General features: G+C 64.9%; 18 protein-coding genes. 7 read left to right on the top strand and 11 right to left on the bottom strand.

The annotated features are described in order from the left end of the window. Window positions 1–5 precede the first annotated feature (5 nt). Window positions 6–1,214: an NAD(P)/FAD-dependent oxidoreductase gene (locus ACQ4MJ_RS04255; protein ID WP_431149826.1), complete on the top strand. Its 1,209-nt coding sequence runs from the start codon at window positions 6–8 to the stop codon at window positions 1,212–1,214. A 482-nt stretch (window positions 1,215–1,696) separates the two neighbouring features. Next, a complete protein-coding gene (locus tag ACQ4MJ_RS04250; RefSeq protein ID WP_055399553.1) occupies window positions 1,697–2,662 on the top strand; it encodes a porin in 966 nt (321 codons plus the stop codon). Window positions 2,663–2,782: 120 nt separating this feature from the next. On the opposite strand, the gene ACQ4MJ_RS04245 is transcribed toward ACQ4MJ_RS04250, so the two are convergent. The 4 genes from ACQ4MJ_RS04245 to ACQ4MJ_RS04230 all read right to left on the bottom strand — a co-directional run bounded on the left by ACQ4MJ_RS04245 (window position 2,783) and on the right by ACQ4MJ_RS04230 (window position 6,237). After that, window positions 2,783–3,127 (bottom strand): PepSY domain-containing protein, encoded by a 345-nt coding sequence (locus ACQ4MJ_RS04245; protein ID WP_055399544.1) that lies wholly within the window; start codon window positions 3,125–3,127, stop codon window positions 2,783–2,785. A gap of 211 nt (window positions 3,128–3,338) precedes the next feature. Continuing rightward, window positions 3,339–4,022: a GNAT family N-acetyltransferase gene (locus ACQ4MJ_RS04240; RefSeq protein WP_431149827.1), complete on the bottom strand. Its 684-nt coding sequence runs from the start codon at window positions 4,020–4,022 to the stop codon at window positions 3,339–3,341. Further along, entirely contained in the window at window positions 4,019–4,567 is a 549-nt protein-coding gene (locus tag ACQ4MJ_RS04235; RefSeq protein WP_431149829.1) for a MarR family winged helix-turn-helix transcriptional regulator, read from the bottom strand. Before ACQ4MJ_RS04235 ends, ACQ4MJ_RS04240 begins: the two co-directional genes overlap by 4 nt. Before the next feature lie 233 nt (window positions 4,568–4,800). After that, entirely contained in the window at window positions 4,801–6,237 is a 1,437-nt protein-coding gene (locus ACQ4MJ_RS04230) for an NAD-dependent succinate-semialdehyde dehydrogenase (protein WP_431149830.1), read from the bottom strand. Between the two features lie 88 nt (window positions 6,238–6,325). On the opposite strand from ACQ4MJ_RS04230, the gene ACQ4MJ_RS04225 reads away from it, so the two are divergent. Beyond that, the gene (locus tag ACQ4MJ_RS04225) at window positions 6,326–7,498 is read left to right on the top strand and encodes a pyridoxal phosphate-dependent aminotransferase (RefSeq protein WP_431149832.1); all 1,173 of its coding nucleotides are present in this window, start codon (window positions 6,326–6,328) and stop codon (window positions 7,496–7,498) included. Window positions 7,499–8,495: 997 nt separating this feature from the next. Here ACQ4MJ_RS04225 and ACQ4MJ_RS04220 read toward each other — a convergent pair. The 4 genes from ACQ4MJ_RS04220 to ACQ4MJ_RS04205 form a co-directional block, all read right to left on the bottom strand. Continuing rightward, complete coding sequence (locus ACQ4MJ_RS04220; RefSeq protein ID WP_431149835.1) at window positions 8,496–9,995, bottom strand: efflux transporter outer membrane subunit; 1,500 nt, start codon at window positions 9,993–9,995, stop codon at window positions 8,496–8,498. Between the two features lie 100 nt (window positions 9,996–10,095). Continuing rightward, a complete protein-coding gene (locus ACQ4MJ_RS04215) occupies window positions 10,096–13,329 on the bottom strand; it encodes an efflux RND transporter permease subunit (RefSeq protein WP_431149836.1) in 3,234 nt (1,077 codons plus the stop codon). Between the two features lie 28 nt (window positions 13,330–13,357). Further along, a complete protein-coding gene (locus ACQ4MJ_RS04210; protein WP_055400929.1) occupies window positions 13,358–14,611 on the bottom strand; it encodes an efflux RND transporter periplasmic adaptor subunit in 1,254 nt (417 codons plus the stop codon). A 500-nt stretch (window positions 14,612–15,111) separates the two neighbouring features. Further along, the gene (locus ACQ4MJ_RS04205; protein WP_176886528.1) at window positions 15,112–15,990 is read right to left on the bottom strand and encodes an alpha/beta hydrolase; all 879 of its coding nucleotides are present in this window, start codon (window positions 15,988–15,990) and stop codon (window positions 15,112–15,114) included. A gap of 176 nt (window positions 15,991–16,166) precedes the next feature. Between ACQ4MJ_RS04205 and ACQ4MJ_RS04200 the strand changes: the two genes are divergently transcribed. From ACQ4MJ_RS04200 to ACQ4MJ_RS04190, 3 genes are read left to right on the top strand one after another with little or no spacing between them, the layout of a single operon-like run. Next, the gene (locus ACQ4MJ_RS04200; protein ID WP_055400927.1) at window positions 16,167–17,084 is read left to right on the top strand and encodes a LysR family transcriptional regulator; all 918 of its coding nucleotides are present in this window, start codon (window positions 16,167–16,169) and stop codon (window positions 17,082–17,084) included. 43 nt (window positions 17,085–17,127) lie between these two features. Next, window positions 17,128–17,460, top strand: coding sequence for a VF530 family DNA-binding protein (locus ACQ4MJ_RS04195; RefSeq protein WP_431149840.1), 333 nt, complete (start codon window positions 17,128–17,130; stop codon window positions 17,458–17,460). A 6-nt stretch (window positions 17,461–17,466) separates the two neighbouring features. Then, window positions 17,467–17,958, top strand: coding sequence for a hypothetical protein (locus ACQ4MJ_RS04190; RefSeq protein ID WP_431149843.1), 492 nt, complete (start codon window positions 17,467–17,469; stop codon window positions 17,956–17,958). Here ACQ4MJ_RS04190 and ACQ4MJ_RS04185 read toward each other — a convergent pair. The 3 genes from ACQ4MJ_RS04185 to ACQ4MJ_RS04175 form a co-directional block, all read right to left on the bottom strand. After that, window positions 17,924–18,883, bottom strand: coding sequence for an alpha-E domain-containing protein (locus tag ACQ4MJ_RS04185; RefSeq protein ID WP_055400923.1), 960 nt, complete (start codon window positions 18,881–18,883; stop codon window positions 17,924–17,926). The genes ACQ4MJ_RS04190 and ACQ4MJ_RS04185 overlap by 35 nt on opposite strands. Window positions 18,884–18,885: 2 nt before the next feature. Further along, window positions 18,886–20,421, bottom strand: a complete 1,536-nt coding sequence (locus ACQ4MJ_RS04180; protein ID WP_431149846.1) for a circularly permuted type 2 ATP-grasp protein — start codon at window positions 20,419–20,421, stop codon at window positions 18,886–18,888. Between the two features lie 67 nt (window positions 20,422–20,488). Then, window positions 20,489–22,969: a DNA internalization-related competence protein ComEC/Rec2 gene (locus tag ACQ4MJ_RS04175; RefSeq protein WP_431153118.1), complete on the bottom strand. Its 2,481-nt coding sequence runs from the start codon at window positions 22,967–22,969 to the stop codon at window positions 20,489–20,491. A gap of 265 nt (window positions 22,970–23,234) precedes the next feature. On the opposite strand from ACQ4MJ_RS04175, the gene ACQ4MJ_RS04170 reads away from it, so the two are divergent. Next, window positions 23,235–23,693, top strand: coding sequence for a RidA family protein (locus ACQ4MJ_RS04170; RefSeq protein WP_121505846.1), 459 nt, complete (start codon window positions 23,235–23,237; stop codon window positions 23,691–23,693). Window positions 23,694–23,772 lie beyond the last annotated feature (79 nt).

Genomic DNA, 23,772 nt, shown 5'->3' with positions numbered 1-23,772 from the left:
TATAAATGCGAAAGACTCCCCGAATTGCCATCCTTGGCGCCGGAATCATGGGCTGTTCGACTGCGATATTTCTGGCCCGCAAAGGAATCGAAGTATCTGTCTTCGATATGGCAGAGCAACCATTCAGCGCAGCGAGCCGATGGAATGAAGGGAAAATCCACTTAGGCTGCCTCTACAGCGCAGATCCGTCCCTGAGCACGGCGGACCGTGTCATTCCCGGTGGGCTCAAATTTCGCCCCTTGATCGAGGAATTGGTCGGCACATCCCTCGCTCCAGCGATCACTTCCGAAGATGATCTGTACCTGTGTCACCGCAAATCCGTGACATCTGCAGCAGAAATGAAGACGTACATGGAGAAGGTCGTCGAGCGTGTACGCAATCACCCAGATGCGGCGCAATACCTGGCAGATGCGTCTGGCAGTCGGGTTCACCCGCTGAGCACTTCTGAACTGGCTGGATTGACCTCATCGACAGATATTGTTGCGGGCTTTCGGACTCCTGAGAGATCCGTTGACACCAATTGGGTGGCTGAACGATTCATACCTGCGATGGACGTAGAAGCATCGATCCAGCAGTTTATGAAAACCCGCATCACGGCGGTGCGCCCCGCAAAAGATGGAATCGACGGCAAGTGGGAAATTGAAACTTCCGAAGGCATCTTTGGACCATTCGACTACGTCATCAACTCGCTGTGGCAAGGCCGATTGGCCATAGACCGGACTGCTGGGCTGGAGCCCACGGGAGTTTGGTCACACAGATACCGCCAATCCCTGTTCTTGCGCACCAAAGAACCGGTTCATACGCCTTGCGTGGTCATTGCCACCGGCCCCTTCGGAGACATCAAAAATTACAATGGGCGGGATTTCTATCTCTCCTGGTATTCCGATGGCTTGCGCGTGGACAGCTCCGATATTTCACCACCAGAGCCTCATTTGACTGCCCAGAACTTGGAGAACTTGCCAAACTCCATTTTCGACCATCTCCAATCCTTGTTACCGTGGGTAGCACAAATTCGCGAGCAAGCGGAGCGCTCCACCATTCAAGGCGGATGGGTCTTTGCTGTCGGGCAAGGTGTGCTTTCGGACCGAGATTCCACACTGCACTCCCGTTCGGAATATGGCATTCAAAGACTCGGAAACTATATATCCGTCGACACCGGCAAATACTCAACAGCACCCGCCATGGCCCGCGCCTTGGTAGAAGCGATTATCTAACCGCCTCAGAAATATCGCTCCTGATGGGCGCCATATCCATCCGAGCATTTGATTGGCCCCGAAGTCTCTGAAGCCTGTGAATACTTGATCGTCGGAACTGCACGCGATCAGGCTTACACCACCCACACGCCGCGTGTAGGGCGTGCGGCCACAGAAGAGCCTCGTGCGCCGCATCGGTGCTCGCCCGGACGGGCCTGCACCATCGGCATCGACGAAGCGCCCGAGAGCCCAGCCGGGGCGCTGCAGGAAAAATGTTCCACTTTGTTGCACAGCACCAACACCCCCACGGGTAAAAGGTGTTTACCCCTGTGGCGGACATACAAATAGGCCATTAGCATCCCCCTCCGTTGCAAAGAGCAACGATCACATCACCACAGGCATCAAACTTGCTTGTAGCGACGGCCCGAAAGCATCACCCCTGTGCGTTTTTGGCCGGTGATTATTTGTCATCAAACAAAATTTGATTTAAGGAAACCTTGCTAATGAAAACGATTAACCGCTGCGCCCTCGCCGCGCTGGCCCTGGTGGGTACGTCTGCTGCCTTTGCACAGAGCAGCGTCACCCTGTACGGCCGGGTCAACACCACGTTCGAGCACCAAAAAGAAGGCAATGTGTCCAAGACCGGCCTGTTCAACAACTCCTCCCGCTTCGGCTTCAAGGGCCAGGAAGACCTGGGCGGCGGTTTGATGGCAGGCTTCCAGCTGGAAAGCGGCTTTGACTCCAGCACTGGCGCCACAAGCTCCACCTTCTTCGGCCGCCAGAGCGAAGTGAACCTTGCCGGTGGCTTCGGCATGCTGCGTCTGGGCAACTTCACTTCGGAGTCCTACTACGCCACCGCTGACTTCATCAGCAACCACAACCACGACACCGGTTCGTCGTCGGATGCGCTGTACGCCTACCCTGCCCGCGACGCAAACAAGATCGCCTATCGCGCCCCCAGCCTGGGCGGCGCCACGTTCGAAGCCGGCTGGGCCATGCATGAGCAAGCCAGCGGCACCGGCGGCAAGAACAGCCTCGACCTGGCTGCCAACTACGAGATCGGCAAGCTGGGCCTGGGCGCCGGTTACTCCAAGCTGGACGACCAGAATCAGTTCGCGGTGCGTGCTTCGTACTCGACCGGCCCCTTCGTGGTGGGCGCCTACGTGCAGCGCGACAAGAACGTGTTCTTCGCCAACGGCGGCAACCGCACCAACGTGCGCCTGTCGGGTGCCTACATCATGGGCGTGTCGGAATTCCACCTGAACGTGGGCCGTGCCGGCAAGTACTCCAACGTGGCCGACAGCGCCGCCACCCAGTACACCGTGGGCTACAACTACAACCTGAGCAAGCGCACCAAGATCTACACGTACTACACCCGCATCAACAACAACCACAACGCCAGCTACGGCGTGGCCACTGCGGGCAACGACTTCAGCTCCTTCGCGATGGGTGTGCGCCACAACTTCTGATGACCTGATCCCGCTGCTGCCCTAACTGGTGGGAGGGCAGACATACAGCTATTTACCCCCGCACTTCTTCGGAGTGCGGGGTTTTTTTACGCTACAGCATCCGGCCTTTTTGCAGCGGTTTTATTTGGCAATATTCTGCCGCACGAGTTTCGACGTGACAGGATCGAAATAGGCCTCAACCATATTGCCACTCTTGAATCCGTATATTTCGTAGCAACTGCCATTGGCGATTTTGAACGTGGCGATTTTGTAGCCACGAAACTCCGCCAGCAGGCGCATTTCCGCCTCAGGCAACCACTGGCTCCGCGGCTCCCGCGTACACACATCTTCAGTGCGCTCGCGGCTGAAACTGGATGGCCCCGCCGACTGGACGGGCGGCTTGTCGGCCTCCGCCGCCAGCGCGGACACCGCCAAGGCCAAGGCTCCCACCGCACTCGCAGCGACGTTTCTCACAGCATGGTTCATCGACAGGCCTCCAATGGAATGATGGTTCCATGCTAGCCATGCCAGATTAATTTTTGCTTAACTCAATTGATCCCGCAAAAAATATCAATGGTTCGGTGCATTTTATTTTCACTCTTCAGAATTTCATTATCCCAAGTCCGCTTAACCCCTTGAGATGGTCAGCATAAAATGCGGCGGTCTGGGATGGCGTGTCCTCAGCCGGTCTACTGCCTTATTTTCCCAAGACAGCCACCTGCACCTCCGTGCGGATTTCAAACCCCAAGCTTTCGTACAAGGCAATGGCGGCTTCATTCGTGGTCCAGGCATGCAAAAAGGGCTGGTCCCCCCGCTGTTGAATGGCGTGGGCCACTACGGATGAAAGCCGGCGGGCATAACCGCGCCCTCGAAACTCGGGGTGGACACACACGCCGCTCACTTCGGTGCCGCCTTCAAAACGCATGCGTTCACCCGCCATGGCCACCAGCACACCTTCGGACCGGATGCCCACAAAGCGGCCCATGGTGTGGGTGCGCGCAAGGAACGGACCGGGTTCGGTCAACTGCGCCAGGGCCAGCATGGCGGCAGCATCGGCATCACCCAGCACGACGACGGCCTCCGCGCCGGGCTCGGCTGCGATAGCCCGCCCGGCCACCATCTGCACGCCCTCGGCGCGGCGAAGGGCCTGCAGCCCCTTGGGCACCGGCATGGGCTGCGCTTGCAGCACGAAGACCGATTCCCCCTCGGCCATCAGACCGGCCAGCGCGGCAAGGCTGGCGTCATCGGCGTCATCCCGGGCCGAAGCAAACAGGTTGACGTCCCGCCGGTAGCGCTTGGCCAGGTCGCCACCTTCTGCCAGGCCGGGAGTGGAGGTCAGCGATGCCCAGACGGGCCGGTCGAAGGGGTTGGTGGTGGTCATCGTGCTGTTTCCTTTCCTGGGGCACGGGGAGTTTTCTTGCGACGGCCTGTGGCGTGCTCTGCGGCGATGGTGACAGCCGAGCGCTGCAGCAGCGAGGTGCGCGCGAGCCCCGCCTCCAGCGCCTCCAACTGGTCCAGCAAGGGGCCTTCAAGCGACGCACACACCTGGGCTACGGAGGCTTCCAGCACGGGCCAGACATCGCGTTGCGCCCGCTGCACAAGTGCCTGGCCTTGCGAGCTGAGCGCCACGCGGCGCACACGCCGGTCACCCTCCACCGCCTCCGACTGCACCAGCCCGCTGTCTTCCAGCCCTTTCAAGGAGCGCGTGACCACCGGCTGGCTGACGCCGACGGCCTGGCTCAGCTCGCCCACGCCCAGCGCACCATGCCAGTCCAGCGCCGCCAACAACGGGAAGTGCGCTGCAGGCATGTCGATGCCGTGCTGGGTCAGCAGTGCCTGCGTTTGCGCCTGCAGCGCCTCGCCAATACGCTTGAAGCGGGTGCCGAGCGTGAGGAATCCGAGTTCCTTGACGACGTCTTCGATCATGTTTTTTCCTTGGATATATATCATGATATGTATTTCACAGACTGCGTCAATCGATTTCTTCGCGGCTGCCTTGGCACTGCTTGTCAGACTGGTTCCAACGCGCAAAAACAAAAGCCTGCGGACGATCTCGCAGAAAGGCTCCTGAAAGATCGCCCGCAGGCTTTGACTGGGCTGCACCCGCAGCCGGGCTGCGCGCGACAGCCCAGCCGCGCCAGGTCTTCGGCGTTTCGTCCCTACACGTTCATGATCGAGACCAGGCGCGTGTTCAGGTGCGCCTCGATGGCCTCGGGGCCGCCTTCCGAGCCATAGCCCGAATCCTTCAGGCCGCCAAACGGCAGCTCGGCTGCCGGTGCAGCAGCCTGGTTGATCCACAACATGCCCACTTCCAGGCGCTGCGCCAGCAGGTGCGCGTTTTTCAGCGACGAAGTGAACGCATAACCGGCCAGGCCAAACGGCAGGCGGTTGGCTTCGGCAATGGCGTCTTCAATCTTTTCAAACCCGCGAATCGCGGCCACGGGGCCGAAGGGCTCTTCATTCACGATGCGGGCCGACAGGGGCACGTCGTTCAGCACCGTGGGCTGGAAGAAGTTGCCTTCGGTGCCGATGCGCTCACCGCCGGTCACCAGCGTGGCGCCCTGCTGCACGGCGTCGGCCATCAGGTCGGCCATGGCGGTGATGCGGCGCGGGTTGGCCAGCGGGCCCATCTGCGTGCCGGCCGTGAGGCCATCGCCCACCTTCAGGCCCTGCGCGTACTTGGCGAAGGCAGCCACGAAGTCGGCACGGATGCTTTCGTGCACCAGATAGCGCGTGGGCGAGATGCAGACCTGGCCTGCGTTGCGGAACTTGGCCCCGCTGCCGATCTTGATGGCGAGTTCGAGGTCGGCGTCTTCGGCCACGATGACCGGGGCGTGGCCGCCCAGTTCCATCGTCACGCGCTTCATGTGCTTGCCGGCCAGCGCGGCCAGTTGCTTGCCCACGGGCGTGGAGCCGGTGAAGGTAACCTTGCGGATGATGGGGTGCGGGATGAGGTAGCTGGAGATTTCAGCGGGGTCGCCATAAACCAGGCCCACGGTGCCTGCGGGCACGCCGGCATCGGCAAACGCGCGGATCAGTTCGGCGGGGCTGGCGGGGGTTTCTTCGGGTGCCTTGACCAGAATGGAGCAACCGGCGCCCAGCGCGGCGGCCAGCTTGCGCACCACCTGGTTGATGGGGAAGTTCCAGGGCGTGAAGGCCGCCACGGGGCCCACAGGGTCCTTCAGCACCATCTGCGTGGCCTTGAGGTTGCGCGAGGGCACGATGCGGCCATACACGCGCAGCGACTCGTCGGCAAACCATTCGATGATGTCGGCAGACGCCATGGTCTCGACCTTGGCCTCCGCCAGGGGCTTGCCTTGCTCTTGCACCATGATCGCCGCGATGGCCTCAGCACGCTCGCGCATCAGGGCCGCAGCGCGGCGCATGGTCTTGGCGCGCTCGGCGGCAGGCATGTCGCGCCAGGCTTCAAAACCCTTTTGTGCGGCGTCCAGCGCGCGGTCCAGGTCGACCTTGGTGGCGTGGGCCACACGGCCAATTTCCTTGCCCGTGGCGGGGTTGAACACGGCAAGGGTCTTGCCTTCAGCGGCGTCTTGCCACTGGCCTGCGATGAAGAGCTGGGTGTTGGGATAGGTCATGAGCGTTGGTTGGTCAGCCAAGGTGGTGAAAAAATCGAAAAAACGACTATACGCCTGCGATGATGGCTGTGTATTTCAAGGAGATTGCATGCGAGAAGTAGTCCAAAGCCTCGAGGAGTCGCGCATCCGCGAAGTGGCCAACGAAGGCCTGGGGCGCGGCGATGTGCTGAAGTTCTGGTTCGGCGAGAGCGACGAGGTGACGCCCGATTTCATCCGCGACGCGGCCATTGCGTCGCTGCAAAAGGGCGAGACCTTTTACGCCCACAACCTGGGCCTGCCCGAACTGCGCCACGCGATTGCGGGCTACATGCACGGCCTGCACCCGCAGCAGCATACCGATGCGTGGTTTGACCGCATCGCAGTGACATCCGGCGGCGTGAACGGCCTGATGGTGGCCGTGCAGGCGCTGGTGGACGCGGGCGACGAGGTGGTGCTGGTTACCCCCGTGTGGCCCAACCTGGTGGCGCAGCCGCGCATTCTGGGCGCACAGGTACGCACCGTGCCGCTGGTGGCCGACGCACAGGGCGCGTGGCAGCTGGACATGGACGCGCTGCTGGCCGCCATCACGCCCGGCACGCGCCTGCTGGTCGTCAACGCCCCCAACAACCCCACGGGCTGGACGCTGACGCGCGAGGAGCAAGCCACCATCCTGGCGCACTGCCGCCACACGGGCACGTGGATCCTGGCAGACGAGGTGTACGAGCGGCTGTACTACGCGGGCGACACGGCCAATGGCGCGGCCCCCAGTTTTCTGGACGTGGCCGAGCCCGAGGACCGGCTGATCGTGACGCACAGCTTTTCCAAGAGTTTTCTGATGACCGGCTGGCGCCTGGGCTGGCTGGTGCTGCCGCCGTCGCTGACGCATGCCGTCGGCAAGCTGATCGAGTTCAACACCTCGTGCGCACCGGTGTTTGTGCAGCGCGGGGCCACAGTGGCGCTGCAGCGCACGGAGGAGGTAACGCCCGCGCTGGTGAACCATCTACGCAACTGCCGCGACACGCTGGTGCCGCTGCTGGCCGAGGTGCCGGGAGTGTCGGTGGCCACGCCGCGTGGGGGCATGTATGCGTTCTTCCACATCGACGGTTACGACGACTGCCTGACGCTGGCCAAGCGGCTGGTGCGGGAGGCGGGGTTGGGGTTGGCGCCGGGCAGTGCGTTTGGGGGGGAGGCGTCGGGGTGGTTGCGGTGGTGTTTTGCGAGCCGGGATGTGGGGAGGTTGGGGGAAGGGGTGGGGAGGTTGAGGGGGTGGTTGAAGGGGTGATGGAAAGGGATTTTTGAACGATTTTGGCTGCTGGCGCTTTTGGAATAAGCGCTAGCAGCTATTGTTTTTATAGTTATTGGGGCTCTCCTTCCCGTTCGCGCTGAGCTTGTCGGAGCCGGTGGAAGCTCGTTCTCTAGTTTGGGCGGCGTGCTTGGGTTGAGGGCAGAGGCCGGGATGTCGCCCCGGCGGGCGAGTCCCTTTCTTTCGCGTCGCCGAAAGAAAGGAACCAAAGAAAGGGCGACCCTGCTGTCTGCGACCCCTTCGCTGCGCTGCGGGGCAACCTGGGGTGCTCGGTCACGGGGTGCACTGCAGAACTCGCTGCGCGCCTGCGGCGCTCCGCTCGGACAACTGCGGTGAGTCAGTTCACGAAGCATGCGCGCTCCGACGCGCATGCCACCCCGCGCCCTGCGCGCCCCGGCGCATCCAGAAGGGAACCCGGGGGAGCGGACTTCCACACGGGCCATTGCTTCGCTCGGCCCCATCTCGCGGGCGCAAGCGCCACGCGCTGCGGCGGCAGGGCCGAGCGCAGCGATGGCCCGAAGGGCAGTTTGGCTGTTCGGATGTTCTGCTGCCCCACCCCTGCTGGCTGCGCCTGCGGCGGGGCGGTTGCGGGGTGGCATGGGCGTCGAAGCGCCCATGCTTCGTGAACTGACTCGCCGTGGTTGTCCGAGCGGCGCTGCGCAGCAGCAAAGCGAGTTCCACGGCGCACCCCGCAACCGCCCCGACGCAGGTTTGCCCCGTAGCGAAGCGCAGGGGTCGCAGACTGGGGGTCGCCTCTCTTTTGCTTACTTTTCTTTGGCGAAGCAAAGAAAAGTGAGTCGCCCGCCGGGGCGACAACCCGGCCTCCGCCCTCAACCCCAGCATGCTTTTCAAACCAGCACGCCCCAGCTTCGACAAGCTCAGACCGAACGGCCCAAGTCAACCCCAGTAGCTACAAAAATAATAGCCACCTCCGCTTGATAGATAAGCGCCAGCAGCCAAAATCACTCAAAAAAAACTACTGCGACACCTGCGCCACCTTCACAGCAGGCTGATCCCCCCACCCGCCTCCAAGCGCCCGAATCAACCCCACCGTCGCCACATACTGCGCCGTCCGCACCTGCAACTCCTGCCGCCGATTGCGCAATTCGCTGCGCCGCGCGTCCAGCAACTCCAGCTGACTCACCAAGCCATTGCGATACCGCACATCCGACAACTGCGTGGCCCGCCGCGCCGCAGTCACCGCACGCCCTTGCGCCTCGGCCTGGCCGGATAACAGACGCAGCGAGGTCAGCTGATCCTCCACATCACGAAACGCGTTGAGGACCTGCCCCCGGTGGTCCGCCAGCGCAGCCTCCAGGCGGGCCTTGGCGCCCTCGATCTGTGCATCGCGCTGGCCGCCGTCAAAGATCGGCAGCGACAGCAGCGCACTCACGCCCCAAGCACGGGCCGACCACTTGAACAGGTCACCCAGCTCTGGCGACGCATGCCCCGCATTGCCGGTGAGCGTGACGGCCGGGAACCACGCCTTCTGCGCCACGCCCACGCGTGCCTGCGCGGCCAGCACGGCAGTTTGCGCGGCCGACACATCGGGCCGGCGCGCCAGCACCGTGCCGGGCACGCCCGGCGGAATCACCGGCAACGCGGCATCGCCCGTTGCGGGCGGCAGCACAAAGCCGCTGGCCACCTCGCCGGCCAGCACAGCCAGCGCGTTGGTCAGCAAGGCCTGCTGGCGCTGCAAGCCCAGGGCATCGGACTCGGTGGCCGCCACCTCGGTCTGTACACGGGCCACGTCCAGCTCGGCCACATCGCCGGCTTGCAGGCGGCGCTGTGTCAGGCGCAGGGTGTCCTGGTAAGCGGCCAGACTCTCTTGCACCAGCACCTGCTCGGCCTGCACGGCGCGCAGTTGCAGGTAGGTTTGCGCCACATCGGCCTGCACCATGAGGCGCGTGCTCTGGAGCAAGGCCTCGCGCGTGTCGGCGTCGAGGCGTGCGGCGTCGCTGGTTTGCGAGAGGCGGCCGAACAGGTCCAGCTCGTACGAAGCATTGAGCCCCGCCGTGCCCAGCGTGGATGGCACCACGCTGCCCGTGCTGTTGGCACCGGCCTGGCGTGCAACGCCCGCCGAGGCGCCCACTTGCACCGAGCGCGCGGCGTCGGCAGAACGCAGCAGCGTGCGCGCTTCGGCCAGCCGCGCGGCGGCCTGCTGGATGCTGGTGTTGGCCTGGCCCGCGCGCTGCACCAGATCGGCCAGCACCGGGTCTTGAAAGCCGAGCCACCACTCGCCGCGCGGCTGCGCTTCGGCGGGGGCAGCGACTGTCCAGGGCGCCGCGGGCAGTGCGTCGCCACCTGCCGTGAAACTGATGGGCACGGGCACACCCGCATGCGGCGCGGGGGCCACGGGCTGGGTCATGCAACCGGCCAGCACCAGGGCGGCGGCCAGGGGCGCCAGCAGGCTGCGCTTGCGCACGGCAAAGGCAGCACCCTCGGTGGAGTTTTTCTTCAAAAGCAAATCGGTCATGGTTGTTCTCCTGCCCCAGTCGTTACGCCCGCTGCATTCGGCAGTGCGGAGCACGTGGCGAGGGCCACAAAGATTTTTCTTGTCACCGTTTTCAAAAGCATCATTCGTGCTCCTTGCGCGGCGCTGCCAGCACCGGGTGGGCAATGCCGCCGCTGCCCGGGGTGTGCGAGATAGGCGCCACATGTGCGCCATGCTCCACCAGCGGGCGGTTGCCAGCCAGCTTGCGCAGCAGCACGTAGAACACGGGCGTGAGGAACAGGCCAAAGGCCGTCACCCCGATCATTCCGGAGAACACCGCCACACCCATGGCGCTGCGCATCTCGGCGCCGGCACCGGTGGACAGCACCAGGGGCAGGACACCCATGACGAAGGCCAGCGAGGTCATCAGGATGGGGCGCAGTCGCAGGCGGCTGGCCTCGATGGCGGCCTGCACGGGCGTGCGCCCGGCAAACTCCAGCTCGCGCGCAAACTCCACGATCAGGATCGCGTTCTTGGCCGATAGCCCCACCAGCACGATGAGCCCGATCTGCGTGAACACGTTGTTGTCGCCGTTGCTCAGCCACACCCCGGTCATGGCCGCCAGGATGCCCATGGGCACGATCAGGATGATGGCGATGGGCAGCGTGAGGCTTTCGTACTGCGCGGCCAACACCAGGAACACCAGCAGGATGGCCAGTGGGAACACCAGCACGGCAGAGTTGCCGGCCAGAATTTCCTGGTAGGTCAGCTCGGTCCACTCGAACGTGATGCCCTGGGGCAGCGTCTCCTTGGCGATGCGCTCGATGGCTGCCTGGGCCTGGCCCGATGAATAACCGGGCGCAGGGCCGCCGTTCACATCGGCAGCCAAGTAGCCGTTGTAGCGCATGGCACGCTCGGGGCCGAAGCTCGGCTCCATCTTCATCAGCGCCGACAGCGGCACCATCTCGCCGGTGCTGGAACGCACCTTGAGCAGGCCCACGTCTTCCGCCCGCGCACGGTAGGCCGCATCGGCCTGCACGCGCACGCTGTAGGTGCGGCCAAACTGGTTGAAGTCGTTGGCGTAGAGGCTGCCCAGGTAGATCTGCAGCGTGTCAAAGATGTCCGTTACCGGCACACCGAGCTGGCGTGCCTTGGTGCGGTCGATGTTGGCGTACAGCTGCGGCACATTGACCTGCCAGCTACTGAAGATGCCGGTCAGCTCGGGCGTCTGGTAGGCCTTGGCCATGAAGGCCTTCACGGCGCCGTCCATGGCTTCGTAGCCCAGCGAGGCACGGTCTTCGATCTGCAGCTTGAAGCCGCCCGTGGTGCCCAGGCCCGCCACCGGGGGTGGCGGGAACATGGCGATGAACGCGTCCTGGATGCTGCCAAAGGCCTGGTTCAGCTGGCCTGCCACCGCGCCGCCGCTCTGGTCGGCGCGGGTGCGCTCGGCAAAGGGCTTGAGCGTGGCGAACACGATGCCGGCGTTGGAGCTGTTGGTGAACCCATTGATCGACAGACCCGGGAAGGCGATCGCGTCTTCGACGTTCGGGTTCTCCTTCATGATCTCGCCCATGCGGCGGATCACGTTCTCGGTGCGGTCCAGCGTGGCGCCGTCAGGCAGCTGGGCAAAGCCGATGAGGTACTGCTTGTCCTGCGCGGGCACAAAGCCGCCGGGCACGATCTTGAACAGACCCATGGTGGCACCCACCAGCGCGAGATAGATCACAAACATCAGCGCCTTGCGGCCGATGACGCGTTTGACACCGCCGCTGTACGCCTCGGAGCCACGGTGGAACAGGCGGTTGAAGCCCCGGAACAGGCCGCCGAAGACTTTGTCCATACCGCGCGTGAGCGCGTCCTTGGGCTCGTTGTGGCCCTTGAGCAGCAGTGCTGACAGGGCGGGCGACAGCGTCAGCGAGTTGATCGCCGAGATCACCGTGGAGATCGCGATGGTCACCGCGAACTGCTTGTAGAACTGGCCTGTGAGGCCACTGATGAAGGCCAGCGGCACGAACACTGCCACCAGCACCAGCGCAATCGCGATGATGGGGCCGGACACTTCACGCATGGCGCGGTAGGTGGCCTCGCGCGGGGTCAATCCCGCCTCGATGTTGCGCTCCACGTTCTCCACCACCACGATGGCATCGTCCACCACAATGCCGATGGCCAGCACCAGGCCGAACAGGCTCAAGGCATTGATCGAGAAGCCCAGCAGGTGCAGCACCGCAAACGTACCCACCACCGACACCGGCACAGCCAGCAGCGGGATGATGGACGCGCGCCAGGTCTGCAGGAACAGGATCACCACCAGCACCACGAGGGCGATGGCTTCGAGCAGCGTGTGGATCACGGACTTGATCGAGGCACGCACGAACTGCGTGGGGTCGTACGCAATGCGGTACTCCACACCTTCGGGCATGTTCTTCTGGATCTCGTCCATGGTGGCGCGCACGTTCGACGAGATGTCGAGCGCGTTGGAGCCCGGCGCCTGGAACACGCCCATGCCCACGGCCGGGTCGTTGTTGAGCAGCGAACGCAGCGAGTAGTCGGCCGCGCCCAGCTCCAGGCGGGCGATGTCGCGCAGGCGCGTCACCGCGCCGTCGGCACCGGTCTTGACGATGATGTCGCCGAACTCTTCTTCGGTCTGCAGACGGCCCTGCGCGTTGATGGACAGCTGCAGGTCCACGCCGGGCAGTCCGGGCGATGCGCCCACCACCCCGGCAGCGGCCTGCACGTTCTGGCCGCGGATGGCGGTCACCACGTCGCTGGCCGACAGGCCGCGCTGCGCGACCTTTTGCGGGTCGAGCCAGACACGCATGGAGTAGTCGCCGCCGCCGAAGATCTGCACCTGGCCCACGCCGCCGATGCGGGCGAGGCGGTCCTTCACATTGAGCACCGCGTAGTTGCGCAGGTAGTCGATGTCGTAGCGGTTGTTGGGCGAGACCAGATGGACCACCATGGTCAGGTCCGGCGCGCTCTTCACAGTGGTGACGCCCAGGCGGCGCACTTCCTCGGGCAGGCGCGGCTCGGCCTGCGAGACGCGGTTTTGCACCAGCTGCTGGGCCTTGTCGGGATCAGTGCCCAGGGCAAAGGTCACGGTCAGCGTCATCACGCCGTCGGTGGTGGCCTGGCTGCCCATGTAGAGCATGCCTTCCACGCCGTTGATGGATTCCTCCAGCGGCGTGGCCACGGTCTCGGCGATCACCTTGGGGTTGGCGCCCGGGTACTGGGCGCGCACCACCACGGACGGCGGCGCGACTTCAGGGTATTCGGAGATGGGCAGACCGCGCAATGCGATCAGCCCCCCGAGGAAGATGAGCACCGACAGCACCCCGGCAAAGATGGGGCGGTCGATGAAAAAACGGGACAGGTTCATGGATGCAAATTCCTGGTGTCCAGCGCGCTCAGGCGGCTGGCGACTTGGCGGCGTTCTTGGCTTCCTTGCGATCACCCGCAATCTCGGCCTTGGCGGTCATGGGCACAGGCTGTGGCGCCACCACGGCGCCGGGGCGCACGCGCTGCAGGCCGTTGACGACGATGTTCTCGCCCGCCTTCAGGCCCGAGGTGACCACGCGCAAACCGTCAATCGGCGCGCCCAGGGTGACCTCGCGGTACTCGGCCTTGTTGCCCTCGCCCACCACCATCACGAACTTCTTGTTCTGGTCGGTGCCCACCGCACGTTCGTTGATGAGCAGCGCCTGCGTGTTGCGGGCCTGGCCCATGCGGACGCGGGCAAACTGGCCGGGGATGAGCGAGCCGTCTTCGTTGTCGAACACGGCGCGCACGCGCACGGTGCCGCTCTTGGCATCGACCTGGTTGTCGATGAGCTGCAGGCGACCGGCGTGCGGCGTGCCGCCCGCAGTGCCGGTGCCCATCTGCACAGGAATGCGCTCGATGAGCTGGCGGGCGCTGTTGCCGCGCTGGCCGCTTTGCAGGTCGGCCAGGGCCTTCACCACGATCTGCTCATCGGTGTCGAAGCTCGCGTAGATGGGGCTCACGGAAACCAGCGTGGTCAGCACGGGAGCGCCCGGACCGGCCGCCACCAGGTTGCCCACGGTGACTTCGATGCGGCCCACACGGCCCGCCACCGGGGCGCGCACCTGGGTGTAGCCCAGGTTCAGCTTCGCGGTCTGCAGCGCAGCCTGGGCGGCGCGCAGGTTGGCATCGGCTTCGCGCTGGGCGTTCAGGCGCTCATCGTGCTCGCGCTGGGCGATGGCTTTTTCTTCGAGCAGGCGCGTGGCGCGCTCCAGTTCGCTGCGGGTGTACGACACGCGTGCCTGTGCAGCCACCACCTGGGCTTCGGCGCGGTCCACTTCGGCGGCGTAAGGGGCGGGGTCCACCGTCACGAGCAGCTCGCCCTGCTTGACCAGCGAGCCTTCGCGGAAGTGCACGGCCTGCACGGCGCCCGAGACGCGCGGGCGCACGTCCACGCGCTGCACGGCTTCGAGGCGGCCGGAGAACTCGTCCCACAGGGCGATGTCTCTTTGGAGCACGGCCGCCACCGACACCGGCATGGCCGGGGGCGCAGCAGGGGTGCCATCGGCCTGGGCGGCGGGCGCCTGGAACACAAGGATGATGGCGGCCACGGTGGCCGTCACAGCAGTGGCAAGGGTGGCCAGTCCCAGCGGGCGGCTCTTGGAGAGAGGATTGGAGTTCATGGTCGTTTCAATCGTTAAGGCCGCCCTTGTGGAGCGAGCCGGTGGAGGTTTTCTGCCGCGCCCCGGTAGGTGGCGTTGTGCCGACAAGAGTCAAAAAAGGTGTCACAACCGTGGGCAGATGGGCAGTCTCGGCAATGACACCGTGGCAAAGTCAAGGCCCCGGCAGCACACCGACGGGACACTGAGAACCGACGTCAGAAGACGCGGCAACACTGTGTGTTGTGACAGCCGTGGCTGCAGACAGGCAAGTCGCCCAACGGGTTGTTCATGGTGTGATTTCCTCCGTATGTATCGTTGACATCAATGGCACCTGCCCGCCGTCTGCGCCCTGATGGGCTCGGCGTGCAGAAATACGTGGGCAAAGCTTCTCCCTCCGGCACGTGTGGGCCGGAAAAATCAGCGTTGATAACCAGGTGGTTGGCGGTAAGGCCGCAGTATCAAACCTCAACCAAAGTTGAGGTCAATGACTTTCTGGAGACAGCCTTGCCGGGTTCAGGGTCTCAGGAAGGCACCGGACATCGGGTGGCTTCAAAGAACAGGCGGAACTGTTCCTGCGCACCGGTTGCGCAAGGGCATTCGTGGGGGCCGGTTTGCAGCAAGGCATCGGGCCACTGCGCCGTTTTCGAGAAAACATGGCGGGTCACCTGCAGGCCCGCCGCCTCCAGCCGGGCGGCATAGGCCAGTGCCTCATCGTGCATGGGGTCGGTGTCGCCCACCAGCACCAGCGTAGGCGGCAAGCCGGCCAGACGGTGTGCTGCGGCAGGCACTGCATAGGGGTGCTCGGCATCGCGCGGGCAACGCAGAAAATTGCGCCAGCCTTCGGCCCATTTGCAGCCAGTGGCATTGCCCGTGGCTTCGCGCAGCGAGGCTGTGCCCACACACGGGTCCAGCATGGGCGAGAGCAGGATCTGCCCGGCCAGCGGCGGGTGCGACTGGTCGCGCGCCATCAGCCCCACAGCCGCAGCCAGATTGCCGCCCGCTTCTTCACCCGCCAGGTAGACCAGTGCACCTTGCCCGCCGAGCTTGGTGCGGTTGCGGTGCACCCACTTGAGCACGTCATAGCCCGTGTCCACCGGCTGCGGGAACGGGGTGAGCGGGTACGCCACCGACACCACAACGGCCCCCACACCTTCCAGCAGCGAGGCCACGGTGCAGCCGTTGTCCAGCCCCCCCGAGGTAAATGCGCCTCCATGAAAATGCACCACCACCGGCGACGCCTGGCCCGTCTTCTTGCGCCCATACATGCGCACGGCCACATCCTGCCCCTTGGTCACTTCAATAGTGGAGTCGGAGCACACGGAGGCGGCCTTGCCCCCTTCGGTGGGTTTGGCAACGGGTGGCAATGTGGAAGATAGCGAGGACGGCTGGTCGGGCTGCATGGCATGTACCCATTGGATTGACGATGGATGAAATGTAGTGGCTCGGGCCTTTCAGATAAACAGGTCAAACACCACCGCACTGTTTCCAAAAGCTCAACAATCAAATGGCAGTGCCCGTGTGAGAATTCCGCAGCACCCACTGGTGGGTGCTGACGTTCCAGATTCAAGGAGAAGCCATGGACCAAATACAGGCCATGCGCATATTCGTGCGGGTGGTGGAGGCCGGCACGTTTACCCGGGCAGCGGATTCGCTATCGCTGCCCAAAGCCACCGTGACCAAGCATGTGCAGGCGCTGGAGGAGCGCCTGCGCGTAAAGCTGCTCAACCGCACCACGCGGCGCGTGACAGTGACGCCCGACGGCGCCGCCTACTACGACCGCACCGTCCGGCTGCTGACCGACCTGGATGACATTGAGGCCAGCATGACCAATGCACGCGCCAATCCGCGCGGTCGCCTGCGCATCGATGTCGGCACGTCGGTGGCACAGCTGCTCATCATTCCGAACCTGGCAGAGTTTCATGCACGGTACCCGGACATCCAGGTGGACCTGGGGGTGAGCGACCGCATCGTGGACCTGATCGGAGATAACGTGGACTGCGTGATTCGCGGTGGCGAGCTCAGCGACCAGTCGCTGGTGGCGCGGCGGGTGGGCAACCTGGAGTTCATCACGGTGGCATCGCCCGACTATCTGGCGCGCAAGGGCACGCCCACCCATCCGCTGGAGATCGAGGAAAAACACGCCAGCGTGATCTATTTTTCTCCGCAAAGCGGCCGGCACTACCCGCTGGAGTTCGTCAAGGGCTCCGAATCCATCGACATCACGGGTCCCTACCAGTTGAGCGTGAATGAAGCCAATGCCTATGTGACGTCCGTGCTGGCGGGGCTGGGTATCGGGCAGATCACCAGCTACCAGGCGCAACAACACCTGCAAAATGGCGCCCTGGTGCGGCTGATGCCTGAGTGGACCCAGCCGCCACTGCCTGTGTACGTGGTGTATCCACCCAACCGCCACCTGAGCGCCAAGGTGCGTGCGTTTGTGGACTGGGCGGCCGAGCTGTTTCAGCGCGAGACCCACCTGCAACGCACGCAGTGAAGGCATTCCACAAAGGCAGGCGGGGGCCTTTATGCTTGGGCCCATGAACGCTACCGAGTCCACCCCCACCCCTGACGCGCGCACCACCGAGGGCAGCCACACCGCGCAAGCTGCTGAGCCCGCACCTCCAGCAGCTTCTGCCAAACAGCCCCGCAACCCCCTGCACGGCGTAACGCTGGAAGCCATGGTAGTGGGCCTGGCAGACTATTTTGGCTGGGACGAGCTGGGCCGACAGATCCCCATCCGCTGCTTTCAGATCGACCCCAGCGTGGGCTCCAGCCTCAAGTTTTTGCGCAAAACCCCCTGGGCACGTGAGAAGGTCGAGAGCCTTTACCTCTTCATGCTGCGCGACCAGCGGCGCAACGCGCAAGAATGACTGGCAATGCGCGCTACCACGCCCCAAACATCGCCAACCCCGAATGCGTATTCGGCACGGCTGAGCGCGCGGTATCGCAATTTTCTGGTACCCCTGCTGACGCTGGGCGTCATCGGTGGTTTCAATGCTTTGCTGGCGGCTCGGTCTGGAAGGGGTGATGCGGGATGGTGGCCTGTGGCCTGGCTGGCCACCATGTTCTTGGGGGTTTTCTTCAGTGCAGCCTTCATGGCCATGGCGGGTCGCCGCAAGCTGCCGGTGGCCTACGGCATCGCTCTGGGTGCGACTGTAGGTCTGGGGCTGACGACCTATGGGTTTCTGCAGACGAGCCTGCACGCCCCTTGGGGCGCAGTGATGCCCGACTGGCTGCGTGGCGCGCAGGCAAGAGCCTGGCTGGGCTCTCCCTGGGCACCGCTCATTCCCTACGCAGCGGGGCTGGCCTTGCATGGCGCGGCCATGCTGGTTTTCAATCGCCGGACGTCACCAGAAAATCGCGGCTGATGCCGCCACCCAGGTCGTTGACCCGGTCCAGGAACTGCGTGAGGAACGCGTGCAGGCCCGTGGCCAGGATCTCGTCGATGCGACCGTACTGCAGGTCGGCCAGCAAGCGCCCTGCCCTGCGGCTGGTTTCGGCGGACTGCCCGTTGGCCAGCACGGCCAGGTTGTCCACCACCTCGCGCAGACAGGCGTGCAGCGATCGGGGCATATCGCGGCTCAGGATCAGCAGGTCGGCCACGCGCCCCGGCGTGATCACATCGCGGTAGACCTTGCGGTACACCTCGAACGCCGACACGCTGCGCAAGATGGCGCTCCAGTGGTAGAAGTCGCTTTCCTGGTTGCGGTCGCTGGGGCGGCCAAAAAAGTCATTCTTCACGGCGTGGAACTTCACATCCAGCAGGCGCGCAGTGTTGTCCGCGCGCTCCAGGAAGGTGCCCATGCGCAAAAAGTGAAACGCCTCGTCCTGCAGCATCGTGCCGAGCACCACGCCGCGTGAGAGGTGCGAGCGGTACTTCACCCATTCAAAGAACTGCCCCGGGTCGCGCTCAAAGGCGCCCCCCTCCAGCTGGCGGTGCAGCTCCAGCCAGGTCTGGTTCTGCGTCTCCCACACCTCGGTGGTCAACGCACCGCGCACGGCCCGCGCGTTCTCGCGTGCGGCGCGCAGGCACGACAGGATGGACGACGGGTTGTTGCCATCGTGCACCATGAACTCCAGCACGTTGGCGGGCGTCACTTCACCATGTTTGGCGGTGTAGGCAGGAATCAGCTCGCTGATGGACAGCAGGCCCTCCCAGCCTTTCTGCGCCACATCGGCAGCCTGGGGCAGCAGGGAAGTCTCGTAGCTCACATTGAGCATTCTTGCTGTGTTCTCAGCCCGCTCGGTGTAGCGGGACATCCAGAACAGATGGTCGGCGGTGCGGCTCAGCATGTTCAGAGGCTCCCTTGCGATTGACTTTGCGACTGACCTTGTCCCTGCGATTGCGACTGGGATTGCACGGCCTTGGGTTGCGCGGCAGGCGCACCCTCGCCCAGCACCCAGGTGTCCTTGGTGCCGCCGCCCTGCGACGAATTCACCACCAGCGAGCCCTCTTGCAGTGCCACGCGCGTGAGGCCCCCTGCGGCCATCTGCACCTCGCGACCGCTGAGCACGAAGGGGCGCAGGTCGATGTGGCGCGGGGCGATGCCGCTTTCCACATAGGTCGGGCAGCTCGACAGGCTGAGCGTGGGCTGGGCGATGTAGCCCGCCGGGTTGGCCAGCAGCGCACGGCGGAAGTCCTCGATCTCGGCCTGCGTTGCGGCCGGGCCGATCAGCATGCCGTAGCCACCCGCGCCGTGCACTTCCTTCACGACCAGGTCCTTCAGGTTGGCCAGCACATACTGCAGATCCTCCTGCTTGCGGCACATCCACGTGGGCACGTTCTTGAGGATGGGCTCCTGCCCCAGGTAGAAGCGGATCATCTCGGGCACGTAGGGGTACACCGACTTGTCGTCGGCCACGCCCGTTCCCACGGCGTTGCAGATGCCCACGTTGCCTGCGCGGTAGGCCTCCATGAGACCGTGGCAGCCCAGCGTGGAGTTGCGGCGGAAGACCTGCGGATCGAGGAAGTCGTCGTCCACCCGGCGGTAGATCACGTCCACCCGCTGCAGGCCGCGCGTGGTGCGCATGTAGACGAACTTGTCCTTGACGACGAGGTCCTGCCCTTCGACCAGCTCCACGCCCATCTGCTGCGCGAGGAAGGCATGTTCGAAGTACGCGCTGTTGTGCATGCCGGGCGTGAGCACCACCACCGTGGGCTCGTCGGCCGCTGCGGGCGCGCTGGCGCGCAGGGTTTCGAGCAGCATATCGGGGTAGTGGGCCACGGGCGCCACCTTGTGCAGGCTGAAAAGCTCGGGGAAGAGCCGCATCATCATCTTGCGGTTTTCCAGCATGTAGCTCACGCCGCTGGGCACGCGCAGGTTGTCTTCCAGCACGTAGTACTCGCCCTCGCCCTGCGCGTTGGGCGCGCGCACGATGTCGATGCCGGCAATGTGCGCGTAGATGTTCTGCGGCACATGCAACCCGGCCATCTCGGGCCGGTACTGCGCGTTGTTGAGGATGAGGTCGGCGGGCACGATGCCGGCGCGGATGATGTCCTGGCCGTGGTACACGTCGTGGATGAAGCGATTGAGCGCCGTGACCCGCTGCACCAGCCCCTGCTGCATGCTGCTCCACTCATGGGCCGGAATGATGCGCGGAATCAGGTCAAACGGAATCAACCGTTCATTGCCCGCGCCGCCCTCGTCCTTTGCGCCGTAAACGGCGAAGGTAATGCCCACGCGCCGGAAGATCATCTCGGCTTCGGCCCTGCGGGCCTGCATCACATCAGGGGGCTGTTTGCTCAACCACTGCGCGTAGCGCTTGTAGTGTTCCCGCACATCGCTGCCATCAAAAGGCAGCATGGCGTACATCTCGTCAAATTTCTGCATGAACTGGCCTCCTGAAGACAGGATAGCAAGTTGCGCGCCCACACTCTGCAAACGGCCCCTGGTGGCACTACGGCATCGCGCCTGCTGAGTCCGCCCGGGGCACCATCTGGTGCTGCCAGTAGCGTCGGCCCGCATCGCGTTCACACCCTATTGCTGCGGGTTTGGCAGAGGCCCAGGTCGCGGCGCCACAGCGCGAAGACTCCACCACCTTGATGTCGCGAAGGCGATAGCGCTGCAGCACCTCCGGGGCTGGATGGACAAAGCGGTTGCGGTACCCGGCTTGCACCAAAGCAGTGCGCGGTTGGACGGCATCCAGAAACGCCGGGGATGACGATGTCTTGCTGCCGTGGTGGGGCACCAGCAGCAGGTCGGCCTGGAGCGCCGCACCGCGCGCCAGCAGGGCCTGTTCCTGCGGGGCTTCGATGTCGCCCACCAGCAAGGCCGACACGCCCTGCGGCCCGGCGGAGGTGATGCGCAGCACACAGCTCAGCGCATTGGGGCGCACGCTGCGCACCGCCGCGTCGTCCGGCTGCGGGTGCAGCACTTCGAAAGCCACACCATCCCATTCCCAGCGCTGGCCCGCCAGGCAGGGCTGGACTGGGCGCAAGGCCTGCAAGGTGTTCTCTGCCTCGATCGAGCCCACCAGCTCCGCATGCGACTGCTGCGCCAGCACCGCGGCCGCACCGCCGGTGTGGTCTGCATCGCGGTGGCTGAGCATGAGGGTGTCCACGCGCTCCCCCAGTGCCCGCAGCAGCGGCACCAGCACGCGGTGGCCCGCGTCGCTCTCGCGGCTGAAACGCGGCCCTGCGTCGTACAGCAGCGTGTGGGTGGCGGTGCGCACCAGCACCGCATTGCCCTGGCCGATGTCTGCGGCCAGCAGTTCAAACTGCCCTGCCGCCGGGCGCACCGGCTGCCACCACAGCGCGGGCCACAGGAGGGGAAATGCCAGCAGCCGCAGCCGCCAGGGCAGGCGCGTGGCCAGCAGCGCGCCTCCGGCCACGGCCAGCATGCCCGCCCACAACGGCGCGGCAGGCAGGAAGACCACGGCCCAGGGCCACAACGCCAGCCATTGCAGCAGAGCTGCCAGCGGCTGCAAACTGAGGGCGGCCAGGCTCCACAAGGGCGCCCACAGCACGCCGCCCAACGCCAGCGGGGTGACCACCAGGGTGACCCAGGGAATCGCCACCAGGTTGGCGGCAAAACCCACCACCGACACCTGGCCAAACAGCAGCAGGGTCAGGGGCGTGAGCGCCAGCGTCACCACCCACTGCTCCCGAATCAATGCATAAAAATGGTGCCTAGCGCTGGTTGGATAAGCGCTACCAGCTATTGAATTAGTAGCGAACAGAATACCCACCGCCACAAAGCTCAGCCAGAATCCTGCCTGCGCCAGCGCCCACGGGTCTGCCACCACCACAGCTGCACAGGCCCACAGCCACACCTGCGGCCAGGGCCAGCGGCGGCCGCTGAGCTGCAGCACGGCAATGGCCGCCAGCATGATCACCGTGCGCTGTGCAGGCACGCCCCAGCCGCTGAACAGCGCGTAGGCTGCCGCCAGCACCACCCCGGCGGCCAGTGCTGCGGAGGGCGCGGGCACCGCCAGGCACAGCCGGGTGGAACGCCGCCACAGGGCACCCACCACCAGCGCGGCCAGCCAGGCAAACAAGGTGATGTGAAGCCCGGAGATGCTCATGAGGTGAGCCACGCCCGTGGCGCGGAACACATCCCAATCGGCACGGTCAATGGCGCGCTGGTCACCCGTCACCAACGCCGCCACCACGCCCGCAACGCGCGTGCGGGCAGGGTCACTGCCATCCTGGTCGCCCGCCAGGCGCTCCAGGATCGCATCGCGCACCGACTGCCGCGCCCGCTCCACCGGATGCAGCCAGGTTGCTGTCACAAACTCGGGCGGCTCGTCCTTGGGCCCTGCACGCACGTAGCCTGTGGCCTGCACGCCCTGCTCCCACATCCACAACTCGTAGTCAAAACCATGGGGGTTGCGCAGCCCGTGCGGCGCCTTCAGGCGCACCGTCAACGCCCAGCGGTCGCCGGCTTTCAGGGCGGGCGGTGGACGCTGCAGGTCCAAGGTTCCGGCCGCATCGCGGAACGGGCCGCCGTACCAGGCCACATCGATGCGCGGCGGCAGCGTCACCGGGGCACCGTTCAGGCGCGCGGCCTCCACGTCCACGCGGATGCGGGTGCCAACCTCGTTGGTCTGCGGCATGGCCGCCACCACGCCGGTCACCCGGATGTCCTGGCCCTCCAGCGCGGGCGCAAGGCCCTGGGCCGCATAGTCCACAGCGCGCAGCCCACACAGGGCGAACATCACCAGCACTCCGGCGCCCACGGCCAGCGCAGTGGCAGCATGAGCGCCCCATCTGCTGCGTCTGGACGCTGCCCGCGCGCACCCGCCCACCACACACGCCGCCACCAGAACCGCCCCGTAGACCACCCCGGGCCACAACACCGGCTGCTGTAGCTGCAGCGCGGCCCCCAATACGGCCCCCAGCAGCCACGCAGGCAAGCGCCAGGGAACGGCGGCGACCATCGCGGAGCTTTCGCTGGCCACGGCGCCATCCAGGCCCACAGGGGCGGATGAAATGGCATTAGGGGCGCTTATGGCGGGCATGGGCTGATGCTAATGCGATGCCTGGGGGCTGGCCGCTGGATTCTGCACACCAGGCTGTGTAACACTCGCGGCCATCCGGGTGCCGCCGGACCGCGAAGCCACCGCGCTGACCAGCAGGCCATGCCGGCGCACCTGCACCGGCCAGCCCCCGCCATCCACCTTCACGCCAAACCGAGGAAAGACCATGAGCGTTTACGACAAGCTGAAAGAACTCAACATCACCCTGCCCCCCGTGTCGGTGCCCGCTGCCGCCTATGTGCCCTATGTACAGACGGGCAACCTGGTGTTCCTGTCCGGCCACATCGCACGCAAGGACGGCAAGCCCTGGGCCGCGCAGTTTGGCCGCGATATCGGCACCGAAGAAGGCAAGGAAGCTGCACGCTCGGTAGCAATTGACCTCATGGGCACGTTGCAGGCTGCCTGTGGCGGCGACCTCAACCGCGTCAAGCGCATCGTCAAGGTCATGAGCCTGGTGAATTCCACGGGTGATTTCACCGAGCAGCACCTGGTGACCAACGGTGCCAGCGAACTGCTGGGCCAGGTCTTTGGCGAAAAAGGCGTGCACGCCCGCAGCGCTTTTGGCGTGGCGCAGATCCCCCTGGGCGCCTGCGTGGAAATCGAGCTGATCGCAGAGCTGGCCTGACAGACCCCACCCCCCTCACCAAAAAAAAACCCATGGCATGACTGCCATGGGTTTTTTTGTTTTCTGCGCTGGGCGGTGA

The sequence above is a fragment of the Acidovorax facilis genome (genome assembly GCF_050626955.1).
Taxonomy (GTDB): Bacteria; Pseudomonadota; Gammaproteobacteria; order Burkholderiales; family Burkholderiaceae_C; genus Acidovorax; species Acidovorax facilis.
The sequence above is the reverse complement of the archived record's forward strand: the minus strand, read 5'-3'. Positions and strand labels throughout refer to the sequence as shown.

What these genes read in the sequence shown, in the direction of transcription:
- ACQ4MJ_RS04230 (WP_431149830.1), bottom strand. Translation starts at nt 6,237, where the DNA reads ATGACCTATCCCAACACCCAGCTCTTCATCGCAGGCCAGTGGCAAGAC.
- ACQ4MJ_RS04195 (WP_431149840.1), top strand. Translation starts at nt 17,128, where the DNA reads ATGAACGCTACCGAGTCCACCCCCACCCCTGACGCGCGCACCACCGAG.
- ACQ4MJ_RS04205 (WP_176886528.1), bottom strand. Translation starts at nt 15,990, where the DNA reads ATGCAGCCCGACCAGCCGTCCTCGCTATCTTCCACATTGCCACCCGTT.
- ACQ4MJ_RS04175 (WP_431153118.1), bottom strand. Translation starts at nt 22,969, where the DNA reads ATGGTCGCCGCCGTTCCCTGGCGCTTGCCTGCGTGGCTGCTGGGGGCC.
- ACQ4MJ_RS04215 (WP_431149836.1), bottom strand. Translation starts at nt 13,329, where the DNA reads ATGAACCTGTCCCGTTTTTTCATCGACCGCCCCATCTTTGCCGGGGTG.
- ACQ4MJ_RS04245 (WP_055399544.1), bottom strand. Translation starts at nt 3,127, where the DNA reads ATGAACCATGCTGTGAGAAACGTCGCTGCGAGTGCGGTGGGAGCCTTG.
- ACQ4MJ_RS04235 (WP_431149829.1), bottom strand. Translation starts at nt 4,567, where the DNA reads ATGATCGAAGACGTCGTCAAGGAACTCGGATTCCTCACGCTCGGCACC.
- ACQ4MJ_RS04190 (WP_431149843.1), top strand. Translation starts at nt 17,467, where the DNA reads ATGCGCGCTACCACGCCCCAAACATCGCCAACCCCGAATGCGTATTCG.
- ACQ4MJ_RS04225 (WP_431149832.1), top strand. Translation starts at nt 6,326, where the DNA reads ATGCGAGAAGTAGTCCAAAGCCTCGAGGAGTCGCGCATCCGCGAAGTG.
- ACQ4MJ_RS04250 (WP_055399553.1), top strand. Translation starts at nt 1,697, where the DNA reads ATGAAAACGATTAACCGCTGCGCCCTCGCCGCGCTGGCCCTGGTGGGT.
- ACQ4MJ_RS04185 (WP_055400923.1), bottom strand. Translation starts at nt 18,883, where the DNA reads ATGCTGAGCCGCACCGCCGACCATCTGTTCTGGATGTCCCGCTACACC.
- ACQ4MJ_RS04220 (WP_431149835.1), bottom strand. Translation starts at nt 9,995, where the DNA reads ATGACCGATTTGCTTTTGAAGAAAAACTCCACCGAGGGTGCTGCCTTT.
- ACQ4MJ_RS04210 (WP_055400929.1), bottom strand. Translation starts at nt 14,611, where the DNA reads ATGAACTCCAATCCTCTCTCCAAGAGCCGCCCGCTGGGACTGGCCACC.
- ACQ4MJ_RS04200 (WP_055400927.1), top strand. Translation starts at nt 16,167, where the DNA reads ATGGACCAAATACAGGCCATGCGCATATTCGTGCGGGTGGTGGAGGCC.
- ACQ4MJ_RS04170 (WP_121505846.1), top strand. Translation starts at nt 23,235, where the DNA reads ATGAGCGTTTACGACAAGCTGAAAGAACTCAACATCACCCTGCCCCCC.
- ACQ4MJ_RS04255 (WP_431149826.1), top strand. Translation starts at nt 6, where the DNA reads ATGCGAAAGACTCCCCGAATTGCCATCCTTGGCGCCGGAATCATGGGC.
- ACQ4MJ_RS04180 (WP_431149846.1), bottom strand. Translation starts at nt 20,421, where the DNA reads ATGCAGAAATTTGACGAGATGTACGCCATGCTGCCTTTTGATGGCAGC.
- ACQ4MJ_RS04240 (WP_431149827.1), bottom strand. Translation starts at nt 4,022, where the DNA reads ATGACCACCACCAACCCCTTCGACCGGCCCGTCTGGGCATCGCTGACC.